Here is a 13,114-nt window from a genome sequence, read left to right on the forward strand (position 1 = left end):
ATGTTTAAGAAAATTTTACTTTTAGTTTTTCTGCTTGTTAGTTTGCAAGCAAGAGTGGTGTTTGATAGCGACAATAAAAAGGTAGAAGTGCCTGACGTGATCGAGCGTGCGACGCCTTTAATAGGGGCATTTGTGCAGGTTTCTGCGATGCTTGGCAACGAGGATCATATAATTAGTGGTGCGCCAAAACTACCTCCACTTATGTCAAAAATTTTCCCAAAAATAAAGAGCAACGATAACAAAAGTGGCATGCTAAGCAGCAGCGTCGAGACTATCATCGCGTCAAAAACGCAAGTTGTTTTTGGGCCAATTGGTATGATGTTTGATGAAAACAGCAAAGCTCAGTTAGAGAGCGCTGGCATCGCAGTTGTGAAGATAGATAAATTTCAAAGCATCAAAGAGATACAAGATAGCTTTAGCAAGATCGCTGAAATTTGGGGCAAAAAGAGTGTAAAAAGGGCGCGTGAGTTTAATGACTATTTTAACGACAACATAAAATTTGTAAGCCAAAAAACGGCAAATTTAACGCCAAAAAAGAGAGTTTTGGTGCTTAACTATAGCTCTGGAAACTTTAATACCATTAGCTCAAAGGATATCGGCGCAGAGTATATTAGCATGGCTGGTGGTATAAATTTAAGCTCAGAGCTAAGTGATGGGGATTTTAAAATTTCAAAATCAATAAACGAAGAGCAAGTCATCATCTTTAACCCAGACATAATCATCACAAATTCACAAAAAAGCGCTGATGCTATCGCTAAAAACGCATCATTTACCAAGCTAAAAGCTGTGCAAAATGGAAAAATTTTTGTAGTGCCAAGTGGCGTTTATCTTTGGAGCGTAAGAAGTGCTGAAGGTGCGCTTTATCCGCTTTGGCTGGCTAAGACATTTTATCCAGAGCAATTTAGCGATCTAAATTTAGAGCAAAAAACAAAAGAGTTTTACGAGAGATTTTATAACTACAAGCTAAGTGATAGCGAGCTAAAAGAAATTTTGCACCCAAAGGGTGAATTTTGATAATAGGACAAAAATAAGGTTATTTATTATACTTAATATATTTATTTAAGTATAAAAGTAAATTTATCTTTCTAATATCCTAAAAAAGAGCTTCTAAAGCTTAAAAACTCAAAAATAAAAATAAACTTCAAATCGGTAGAAATTTTTATATATCTTATAAAATTTTCTACCATTAAATTTATATAAACCGCCTCAAAAAGCCTATTTTATCCTTTTTGATTTTAATATCAGCTCTCATTTCTTAATCTAAAATAAATCTTTATGTTTCTTTTAAGTAAATTTAATGTAATGTTTCATTATTAATTATTTAATTAATGTAGTCGTTTTAAAAAATATTAAGAAATGAACTGGCGGTGCGTTTTAAACGCTAAAAATTTACTAAGATAGGAAGTTATCAATGAGTGAAAAATTTACCAGAAGAGAATTTCTACAAAGTGCCTGTATCAGCGTAGGTGCGCTGGCTACAACGGCTGGTGCGACCAATGTTTTTGCTGGTGAGTTGCCAAAGGGCAATGAAAGTGGCTTGCCATCTGTTGATGTGCTAATAATCGGCTCTGGTGGTGCCGGACTTCGTGCGGCAACAGCCGTTCGCAAGCAATATCCAAACTCAACCGTCGTTGTCGCTACAAAGATGATGCCATCTCGCAATGCAACCTGTATGGCGGAGGGCGGAATAAACGGCGTTACCGACTTTAGTAATGGTGATAGCTTCAAGCTTCACGCTTATGACACAGTTAAAGGTGCGGCTTATCTTGCCGATCAAGATGCAGTTGTGAAATTTTGTGAGGCAGCAGGCGCGGTCATCCACGAGCTAGACCACAATGGCATGCTCTTTTCTCGTATAGATAATGGCGACGTATCCCGTAAAGATAATGGCGATGTTGCGTTTCGCTTCATGGGTGGTGCTAGTAAAAAACGCTGTAACTACGCAGCTGATAAAACTGGCCACGTTTTGATGCACGCCTGTCTTGACGACGCTATCACAGCTGGCGTTAAATTTCTAATGGATCATGAGCTACTTGAGATCGGTCTTGAGGATGGCAAGGTTGAAGGCGTCGTTCTTCGCAACATCCAAGATGGTCAAATTTACCCAGTTCTTTGCAAATCTCTTGTCATCGCAACTGGCGGATACACTAGAATTTTCTATAACCGCACATCAGTTCCATTTATAGCAACTGGTGATGGCATCGCTGCTGCGCTTAAAGCAGGTCTTAGTTTTGAAGACCCTGAGATGCTTCAGTTTCACCCAACTGGCGTTCAAAATGGCGGCACACTAATCACTGAAGCTGCTCGCGGTGAAGGTGGATACTTGTTAAACAACAAGGGCGAGCGCTTTATGAAAAACTATCACGAAAAGATGGAGCTAGCTCCTCGTGACGTCGTTGCTCGTGCGATCGAGACAGAAATTCGCGAAGGTAGAGGCTTTGGTGAGGGCATGAGCGCTTACGTGCTTTGTGACGTTCGCCACCTTGGCAAAGATACTATTATGAAAAAGCTTCCAAAAATTCGCCATACTGCCATGCTTTTCCAAAATATCGATCTAATCGAGCAACCAGTGCCCATCCGTCCAACAGCTCACTACTCAATGGGCGGTATAGAGGTAGCTAAATTTGATGATATGAGTACAAAAATCCCTGGAATTTATGTAGGTGGCGAGGCTTCATGTGTATCTATCCACGGTGCAAACCGCCTTGGTGGAAATAGCCTAACTGACGCAGTTGTAACTGGCGATCTAGCTGGCAAAGGTGCTGGCGCTTACGCTCAAAATGCAAAATTTGCAAGCGGTAAGAAAACTTCTGAGCTAGCAAAAATGTGGCAAGATAAATTTAAAGCCATAGCAACAGGCGATGGCGGAGTGAACGATATGTACGCACTTCGTGAAGAGCTTGGTAAAAATAACTGGGATCTAATGGGTATCTTTAGAACTGGTGCAAAACTTGATCAGCTCTCTAAAAACCTAGAAGCTATCCAAGCAAAATATGACACCCTTAAAGTGCCAAATCAAAACCCAGTCATGAACACAGCATTTACTGACTATGTCGAGCTTGGCAACCTTATACTTCTTTCTCGTGCAGCATGTCTTGCAGCGCAAAATCGTCTTGAGAGCCGTGGCGCTCACACAAGAGAGGACTATCCAAAAAGAGATGATGTAAATTTCTTAAAACACAGCATAGTCACACTAAAAGACGGCAAGCTTGAACTTAGCTACAAAGACGTTGTGACAGGCATATTTTCACTTGATGGCAAGAAGCCAGAGTAAGGAGCTAGGATGAAAATTATTATCGACCGTTTTGACGGAACTAAAAAATATGAATCAACTTATGAGCTAACAAATGAAGAGATCAAAGGCAAAACTCTTTTAACAGTGCTTCTTGATATCAAACAAAAAAAGGATGCGACGTTAAATTTCACAGCATCTTGCCGCTCAGCGATATGTGGAGCGTGTGCTGTTAGAGTAAATGGTTACTCATATCTAGCCTGTGATACAAAGATGAACGAGCTTTTGGCGGAGTATGACAATCCAGAGAGCATAAGAATTTCTCCACTTGGAAATTTCAGGGTCATCTCTGATCTTATGGTTGATTGGGAGCCAAGTATCGAAAATTTACGCAAAATCAAGCCTAGCATCACTGCTAAGTCAGAATTTAGTGCAGAAAAAGGCTGTAAGCAAAGTCAAAAAGAGTACGAAAAAGTAGCACTTGAATGGGACTGCATACTTTGCGGAGCGTGCGCTAGCGAGTGTAATAAACTTGAAGCTGATGCGAGCGATTATATGCAGACATTTGTCTTTGTGCATGCTTATAGAGCGGCATTTGACTCACGTAGTAAAGATCCTATGCCGCATCTAAAACCAGCTATCGATAATGGCCTTTGGATGTGTGTAAAATGCCAAGAGTGCGCTGATCGCTGTCCAAAAGGCATAAGCGCATGCAAAGATATAACTGATCTTCGCATTATGGCTATACAAAAAGGTTTTGATGATGGCATGGGGCCAGATCACGCTGAGGCATTCTTAACTGATCTAGTTGATGGCTCAGGCAGACTAAATGAGATCAAGCTTGCACTTCGCTCTGAGGGAGTGTTTAGAAATATGGGCAAAATGGATATCGCTGCAAATTTAATGCTTGCAGGTAAGATGAATCCACTTCATATTTTCGGCGAAGAGGACATAGAAGGACATGATGATCTAGTAAAAATGATAAATGCGGCTCGCAAAGCTGCTAGTAAGGAGTAATTATGCAAAACGAATTCGCTTTTTTTCCAGGATGCGTACTCTCTCAAGCAGCTAAAGAGGCTAAGATGTCGCTTGAGGCTATCGCTCCGATACTTGGCTGGAAGCTTCACGAGATAAAGGGCTGGAGCTGCTGTGGGGCTCAACAAGCACAAGACGTAGATCCTATCGCTACGCTTGTGGCAAATGCTAGAAACATAGCGCTTGCAGAGCAGATGAATATGCCGATGCTTACGACATGCTCAACTTGTATGCTAACTCTAACAAGAGCTAAAACTACACTTGATAAGGGTGCAAAGGACCGCATAAATACTTTTTTGGCTGAGGGCAATATGAAATATAATGGCTCAACCGAGATCACAAGCCTTCTTTGGGTGCTTTATCAAAACGTAGAAACGCTAAGAGCAAAGGTTGTTAAACCACTTAGTGGGCTAAAAGTAGCGCTATTTTACGGCTGCCACAGCCTAAGACCTGAAAAAGATCTTCACAATAGAGAAAGCTCAGTCAATCCAAAGAGCTTTGAAACTGTTGTAGGCGCACTTGGCGCTACTATTGTACCATTTGAGAAAAGACTTGACTGCTGCGGATTTCACGCTAGTTATCCAGCCGGCACATCTGTAAGAAAAATGTCAAGCCAGATCGTAAATAACGCTGATGAAAACGGCGCTGACGTAGTTGTCACACCATGCCCACTTTGTCAAATGCAACTTGACATCTACCAAGAGAGATATCAAGATGAAAACCATTCAAACGTGAGAAAGCCAATCATTCACCTATCTCAGCTTGTAGGTCTTGCACTTGGACTATCTGTTGAAGATCTTGGACTTGATCTAAACATCATCGACGCTACCAAGATAGCGTAAATTTTATCCCACGTCTTTTGGCGTGGGAAATTCTTAAAATTTATTTTTCTATTACAAACAAAGCAAATTTGGCATTTTATAAAAATTTTAATTTATTTTTTAATATAAAAATGGGTCAAAAATAATAAAATTTATTATACAAATTCTTTTATTTATATAAAATATTTTTTAGCTATAATCGCGTGAAATTTTAAATGGATTGATTATTAAATTTAAAGGACTAAATATGCAAAACGTTGGTATAGTCGCAAAAATAAGTGGAAAAGTATTTGTAAAACGCAATGGAAAGTTGATCGCACTAAAACAGGGAGATGAGATATTTTTAGGCGACGAGATCATAACACAAAGTAGTGGTGATACAGTCGTTATAAATTTCTATCACGCTTCGCCTATTGCGCTACTTGAGCCCCAAACTATCGTCATCACAAAAGAGCTATCAAAAGCAAATTTTAATACGCAAGGCAGCGAAGCCCAGATAGAAGAAGATAAGAGAAATTTTCTTGTTGAGAATGAAGAAACAAAAAACAAAAGCGAAGACGACAGCTCTCATAACGCAAGTCATAGTTCTCATGGCTCAAACCACGGTAGTAGCTTTGCAAGCATAAATGGTTTAAATTTTGATACACAAGGTCATATCTCAAATATTATTAGTGTTGATGGTGGTGCGGTTGTACTGCCAGTCATATTAAAAGAGTCGGCATTGGCACATAGGTCTATTAGCGGTGCGGTAGCAGCGGTAGAGCAAAAAGAGAGCGCTCCGGTTATTGCAGCACCAAGTGTTAGAATTTTAAAAGACATTGATGGTGACGGCTATATAAATATTGCAGAAGCAGGCGGTGATCCAAATCATACAAATATAGCAGTTGCTTTTAATAATGACTTTAAGCCAAATGATAAAGTGACATTAGAAGTCATAAACAACGGTGTAAAGACCATACTTGTTTATAAGGTTGATCAAGCTGGTACAAGCGTGATAAATATAAATAATCCAAGTGAAATTTTACCTATTGTGCCAAATGCTACGAACCCAGAGCAAAAAGAATTTATCATTCCAAGTGTCACTGTCGCTCCAAATGCTACATTTAGTGTAAATTCTAGTATCGCCCTGGCAAATGGCACTAGCTCATCTGTGGCAAATGTAGCCACAAGTGTTGACACTATTACTCCTGCTCTTGCTTTTACAAAGATAGTTTTGGGTAAAGATTTAAACCGAGATGGCGTCATAGATGCAAGCGAAAATAGCTTTAATCCAGCAATTAGCACACCAAGTGATGATGCAAAGGTCATCTTATCACCAAATATGAAAATAGGCGACAAGATAAAACTAACTACCACTGATCCTGACGGAACTTTACATGAAAAAGTGCTGGTTAAAACATCTGGTAATATGCTTGTAGATAAAGAGAGCGGTGAGAGCTATCCGCTTATAAGTGAAAGTGGTGGAAATGTCGGTTTTAATGTAGCAAATGCGGTTAAAATTTCATCTTCAACTCCAACAAATGTAAATATCCAAATGATAAGTAAGTCGGGTAATCCAGGTGCAACTGAAACCGTAACCATAGCAAACAATAACAACCCAATCGCTGTTTTTACGCTTGATGAGAATAAAGATGGCATGATAAATTTGGCCGAGCTCGCAAAAAGTGGTAGCGCGGCCTTAATGATAGATATTTATGTGCCAAACAATGCTACAGCTGGCGACAAGATCCGTATCAAAGTTGATGATCCAGCTAGCACACCAACAAGCGTAACAAAGACATATACCATCTCATCTGACGGACTTACTGCTACGCTTGATGGTGGAACGGAGATTATCCCTATAGAAAATGGCAAGATAACAATTGCTGATCCAACAAACTCGAGCGATCCAAGCATAAAAAGACTAAGTACGACGATCATTGATGGTACGACTGGCACTCCAAAAGCTTCAAGTGTAAGTGAAATTTCAAGCGATACAGTTGCACCTATTAAATCCCCACATATACAGTTTGCAAAAGATAACGATAAAGATGGTGTTCTAACCAGTAAGGAGAGCGGCTTTAGCCCTGATGGTGTAAAGACACCGATAAAGATAAAAATTCCAAACGATGCAAAAGATGGTGATAAATTTGAGATAGATATCGCAGGAAGTGATGGTAAAACAGATAAAATCACTATTAAAATTTCTCAAAACGCATCTGGTGTATATAGTGCCACGAGAGATGATGGTGTGCCTATTAGTGTAAATAATGGTACCATAGAGACCACCACAAGGCTTTATGGGCTTACGACAAATTTTACAACTACATTTACTGACAAAGCTGGCAATAAAGCAGCCCCAGTCACAGACAAGATAACTCTAGATAATAGCATAAAGGTGCAGTTTGCAAGGGATAATGATGGTGATGGACTGATAGATAGTATCACAACTCCTTCTGGCTCGTCATCAACTCAAAGCGATCTTGATATCTACCTACCTAATAATACAAAACCAGGAAGCAGCATAAACGTCACGATATCAACTCCTACCATACCATCTGTTACAACAACTGTCAAATATACCATAAGTGACGATGGATTAACAGCCATACCAAGTGATGGTTCAGCACCGCTTCCAATAGCTGGTGGTAAATTTAGCATACCAGATGTTCCTATTTCTATGGATCATTCTACGCCGGTTAGAGCGACTATCACAACACCTGGCGAGGCTACGACGACTGATGGTGTCCGTGGTAGATTATTTGACTTTGGAATTTTAGAGTATATTGACGATGTAAAGCTTGCTACGCAGATAGATGGAGGAGTTATAAATATCGCAAAATACTTAAGAGCAGGAGATAATGAAAAAGTTATTCAGAAAAATAACTTTGATAATGAGAGCAAAACTATAAAAGAGTACAATATTTCTCTTACTAACGATGAGCAGCCAAATATAGTCTTTGGTGTAGACCGTGCTCCTGGAACCAAGCTTCGTTTAGCTCTTGAAGATGATCATGGTAATGCTAAAATTTTACCAAACGGACAAAACTATATAGATCTAGTTGTAGGTGCGGACAAGCGTGTAAATATGGACTTTGAAGCGCTTGGGATAAAGCTAGATGAAAGATATTCAAATATTAGAGCGACTGTTTTAAAGAGTGATGAAACAAAAGATGATGATCTCTTGGTTCGAGTCAATCTTGATGCTACTCCAGATGCGATAGGCACACCAAATGCCACGTCTAATGTTACTAGTGTAGATATTTCAGGCAGTATCGGAACCGACTCAAATGGTAACAACACTCTTAATAAAAATACCATAAATAAAGTCGATCTTTATGATTTGCTAAATTCTGTTCACAAAAGCTCGTCTCTTGATAATGCACATAGCTATTCTGAAAATTTTGCCCTATCAGCCAATAGTACCGGGGCAAATTTTATGATAAAAAATTCTGACGCTGCAGGAAACGTATCTATTAGCACTGTTACATTTATTGGCAATAGCGGTCTTGATGCTGATATGTGGTTTTACAACTACGTAGATCCGTCATGGAGAGCTAGAGTTGGTAATAATTCTGGTGTTTATAGTACGCGAGGAGGTAAGTCTATTTATAAAGACTATATGGAAATTTATTCCCCAAGTGCCTCTACTACCTATGATGTTGTGCAGTTTGCTTCAGGAACACACTATAAGACTTTGTCTAATCAAGGAAATATGCATGCGGAGGACCTAGCTAGAGTTGGTAGACATGGAGATAGTGCCTTATACGATGCGTCTAATCCATATGCACCAAAGAAATTTAGAAATGGTGTCGATACTGCTGCTGGCACTGGTAATAACATAGGCTTTGCAAATGGTGTTTTAAAAGGTAGACCCGGCAACTATACTCTTGGTGAGTCAAATCCTGTTGGTTCTGATCTTGTTATGAAGATGAATGGCTGGATATATGTAAGTGCACCTGGAATATACTCTGTAAGAGCAGCAGACTTGCATAACTATGCAGAGCTTACTATAAATGGAACGACACAAAAATTTGGAAGTCCAACAACGTATATAAACCCAGCTACAGAAGCATCATATGGTAAAAACGGTCAGTGGTGGAGTAGGGATTTTACATTTGACAAAGCTGGTTTTTATAAACTTGATATGGAGTATATGGATGGAACTGGTGAGATGAACTTATCTTTATATATGCTTCCAAAAAGTGTAGCAAACACTTATGGCCCCCAAGATCCATATCCCTCATCTATGCTAGTTGGAGCACAAGGTAGTGGTACGCATCTCTTTAGTAATAATTACGTTGAAGCACTTATTCAAAATGGACATCTAAAAAAGATAGGGACTACAAATTCTTACGAACTAAGTGACGCTAGTAAATACGGCGAATCAAATTTTGGCGATCTAGTATATCTAAGACAAGAGGGCGATATAAAAGGTGGCAACCTAGATGATGCCTTTGTTTATAGTAAGGGTAGAATGATAGATGGCAGAGGCGGCGTGGACACTCTGATAGTCGTTGATGATGTGGATTTTTCAAATTTAGATAACGTTAAAAAGATAAATAACTTTGAAAAGATCCAGCTAGGAAGTGCCGATCAGGCGGTATCTATAAAATTTAGCCCAGATGGTGTCTTTGATATTGTTGATAGCAGAAACACAAGGGATGCAAGCAATAGTGTAGCTAGTGAGAGCGTAAATACAGTGCTAAAAGTCATAGGTGACAGCAAAGACCTAGTTCAGCTTACACATGACTTTGTAAAAGCTACAAAAGCTGATGTTGCTACGCTAAATAGAAAACATAGTGTTATAGGTGACATATACAACAAAGTAGATGTTACAAGTGATGGTGATGCAGTAAATCAAGTCTATAAAGCGACATTTACTCGCCAAGAAACCATCAATGGAAATACAATAAACACAAGACACACTGTTTTTCTTGAGATACAAGATGGCGTACAGGTCGATTTATTATAAGAAATTTAAATTTATAGAAGTAGGTTAAAGCCCAAAATTTCTCTTGGGCTTTATAAATTTAGATAGCTTTTATCATCACTTTCGTTAATAGCTCTGAAAATTTAGCAGGATTTTCTAGGCTCATGCCCTCATTTAGCCTTGCCATATCAAGAAGTAAAGGCGCGATGTCGTAAATCATAGCCTCATTCTTCTCAAGTTTGGCAAAAATTTCATGATCAGCGTTGATCTCCAAGATCGGTTTAACTTTTGGAGCGTTTGCGCTTTGTCCCATTTGTTTTAGCATCTCTTGCATAGCATAATCGGGATCGTTTTTATCATAAATTAGCACCGCAGCGGAGCTTGAGAGTCTTGAGCTTAGTCTTACATCTTTTACCTCGTCTTTTAAAATTTCTTTCATTTTAACAAGCGTGTTTGCAACCTTGCTCTCATCAACCTTCTCATCACTTTTGATCTCGTCATTTATATCAGCGTGTGAGACTGATTTTAGAGGTGTTTTGTCAAATTCATTAACCATTGGCATGACGATCGTGTCGATCTCTTCGTCCATAATGAGCACCTCAATATCATTTTTCTTAAAGCTCTCAAGAAGCGGAGAATTTCTTAGCATATTTTCGTTATTGCCACTGATGTAGTAGATCGACTTTTGATCCTCTTTCATCGCTTCTTTGTACTCTTTTAGGCTGATTAGTCCATCTCTTTTTGAGCTTTTAAATAGACAAAGATCTAAAATTTGCTCTTTTTCAGCGTTAAAGCCGTAAAGTCCCTCTTTTAAAACCTTGCCAAATAGTTTGTAAAATTTTATGTATTTTTCGTGGTCGTTATCTTTTAGCTTTGTAAGCTCGCTTAAAATTTTCTTCACGCTTTGCTCTTTTACCGTTCGCATGATCGCATTTTCTTGTAAAATTTCACGGCTAACGTTTAGTGGCAAGTCCTCAACATCGATTACGCCTTTGATAAATCTAAGATACGGCGGCAAAAGCTCTTTTGCATCATCAGTTATAAAAACCCTCTTCACATATAGCTTTACGCCACTTTGATAATCAACCCTAAATAGATCAAACGGCTCGGTGCTTGGCACATAAAATAGCGTTGAGTACTCGATCTTACCCTCAGCCTTTGTGTGTATGTAAAGGAGCGGATCGCTGCTATCGTGAGAAATTTGCTTATAAAAGTCGTTGTAGTCTTGCTCTTTTAGGCTGGCTTTATTTAGCCTCCAAAGCGCATTTGCCTTGTTTATTTGCTCGTTTTTAGTCTCATAAGTGCCCTCTTTTTCGCCTTCTTTTGGAGCGACATAGCTTTGTTTATCCATAAATATAGGATAAGGAATGTGGTTTGAATACTTCTTAACTATCTCTTCAATACGCCAAGAATTTGCAAACTCATCGTCGTTTAGATACAAAATGATATCAGTACCAAAACTCTCTTTGCTGGCCTCTTCTATCTCGTAGCTTTTTGCATCAGATGTCCATTTGTAGGCCTTATCGACAAGTGCTTTTTGACTGATGACTTCGATCTTGTTTGCTACCATAAAAGCTGAGTAAAAGCCAACGCCAAATTGGCCTATTAGTGAACTATCTTTTTTTGCATCGCCGCTTAAATTTTTCATAAAGCCTTTTGTGCCGCTTCTTGCTATCGTGCCCAAATTTGCGATAAGCTCATCTTTATCCATACCGATGCCGTTATCACTAATAGTTAGTGTTTTGGCTTTTTCATCGATTTTGATATCGATCCTTGGGGTATAGTTTAGATTTTTATATTTTTCATCAGTTAAACAAAGATAGTTTAGCTTATCTAGTGCGTCGTTTGAGTTTGAAATGAGCTCTCTTAAAAATATCTCTTTGTTTGAGTAAAGAGAGTGAATCATTAAATTTAGAAGGTCATTAACCTCGGTTTGAAATTCAAATTTATCTGCCATTTTGATTTCCTTTTTTTAAATTTTTGGCAGATTATAACACAAAGTGATAAAAATATACTTAACCTTGATAGTATTACTATCAAGATTTTTAAATTAATTTTTTAAAATAATTTCAAAAAAGTTATAATTTATAAATAAAATAATAATGATAATTTATTAATTATTATTAATTATGCATTCTTGTATAAAGTTTATTTAAAATAGTGCTATAATCAAGGCTAAAATTTTTGGAAAAAGGAGACAAAATGAATTTACGAAGCATTTTGGTAAAAGTTTCAGCAACGATTGCTACGGTTTTGGCAGTATCTATGACATGTTTTGTCATATATACATCAAATATTTTAGAGCGCGAGATAAAAGATGGTGTGCTTACGACAGTAGAACAAAACGTCCAGCTTGCTATGAATACGGTTAAATTATTTGAAAAAGATAATGTAAGTAGTGCAGAGCTAATAATGAGTGTTTTTAAAGAGATGATCGGAAAAATTTCAACCAATCACCAGATGAGTAAGACTGGTAAATACGAAGCGATAGAACTAATATCTCAAAATGGTATTTTAAACAATAACTACGATATTCTAGATAAATTTAATAACGCTACAAAAGGCGGAATTTCAACCATTTTTGCAAAATCAGGTGATAATTTTTTAAGAGTTAGTACATCAGTGACGAAGGCTGATGGTAGCAGAGCTGTTGGTACAATGCTTGACAAAAGCGGTCAAGCCTATAAAAATATCATGAATAAAGATAGGTATATAGGTGTTGTAAATTTATTTGGACGCAACTATATGAGCGTTTATGATCCTATTATTGAAAATAACGAGGTAATAGGAATTTTATTTGTTGGTTATGATCCTACCGAGGGATTAAACAATATGAAAAAGACTTTTTCTGAGATGAAACTTGGTAAGCATGGATATTTTTCTCTTTACAATACTAAAACTGGTAAATTTGACTTTCATCCAACTAAGGCAGATCAAGAGCTAAGTAGTGAATTAAAAACTACTATGGATAATATTGTTAAAAAAGGAAAGGGCATTGAGCCTATTATAATTGATGGGGTTGACTGCATAGTTGCTTTTGAGTCATTTGATAAACTAGACTGGATGGTTTTAGGTTCAGCTGTTACTGATGATTTTTTAACACCACTAAAAGTA

At 38.0% G+C, this 13,114-nt stretch carries 6 protein-coding genes and 1 pseudogene; 6 read left to right on the top strand and 1 reads right to left on the bottom strand.

All coding sequences use genetic code 11. The features are described 5' to 3' along the window. The 5 genes from CVS97_RS01450 (at position 1) to CVS97_RS01470 (ending at position 10,042) form a co-directional block, all read left to right on the top strand. Positions 1-1,014 (top strand): ABC transporter substrate-binding protein, encoded by a 1,014-nt coding sequence (locus CVS97_RS01450; protein WP_107784822.1) that lies wholly within the window; start codon positions 1-3, stop codon positions 1,012-1,014. Between the two features lie 397 nt (positions 1,015-1,411). Next, the gene (gene sdhA, locus CVS97_RS01455) at positions 1,412-3,274 is read left to right on the top strand and encodes an 8-methylmenaquinol:fumarate reductase flavoprotein subunit (protein ID WP_107784823.1); all 1,863 of its coding nucleotides are present in this window, start codon (positions 1,412-1,414) and stop codon (positions 3,272-3,274) included. A 9-nt stretch (positions 3,275-3,283) separates the two neighbouring features. Further along, the gene (gene sdhB / locus CVS97_RS01460; protein WP_107784824.1) at positions 3,284-4,249 is read left to right on the top strand and encodes an 8-methylmenaquinol:fumarate reductase iron-sulfur subunit; all 966 of its coding nucleotides are present in this window, start codon (positions 3,284-3,286) and stop codon (positions 4,247-4,249) included. Between the two features lie 2 nt (positions 4,250-4,251). Then, a complete protein-coding gene (gene sdhE, locus CVS97_RS01465; RefSeq protein WP_087585917.1) occupies positions 4,252-5,109 on the top strand; it encodes an 8-methylmenaquinol:fumarate reductase membrane anchor subunit in 858 nt (285 codons plus the stop codon). 226 nt (positions 5,110-5,335) lie between these two features. Further along, positions 5,336-10,042 (top strand): hypothetical protein, encoded by a 4,707-nt coding sequence (locus CVS97_RS01470; protein ID WP_107784825.1) that lies wholly within the window; start codon positions 5,336-5,338, stop codon positions 10,040-10,042. Between the two features lie 58 nt (positions 10,043-10,100). Here CVS97_RS01470 and htpG read toward each other — a convergent pair whose 3' ends face one another. After that, on the bottom strand, positions 10,101-11,957 hold the full coding sequence (gene htpG, locus CVS97_RS01475) for a molecular chaperone HtpG (protein ID WP_107784826.1): 1,857 nt from the start codon (positions 11,955-11,957) through the stop codon (positions 10,101-10,103). A 308-nt stretch (positions 11,958-12,265) separates the two neighbouring features. Between htpG and CVS97_RS09580 the strand changes: the two are divergent. Further along, positions 12,266-13,099: pseudogene (locus CVS97_RS09580) on the top strand (Cache 3/Cache 2 fusion domain-containing protein); the annotation flags it as partial. Between the last annotated feature and the right edge of the window lie 15 nt (positions 13,100-13,114).

This window comes from Campylobacter concisus (assembly GCF_003049735.1).
Taxonomy (GTDB): domain Bacteria; phylum Campylobacterota; class Campylobacteria; order Campylobacterales; family Campylobacteraceae; genus Campylobacter_A; species Campylobacter_A concisus_AN.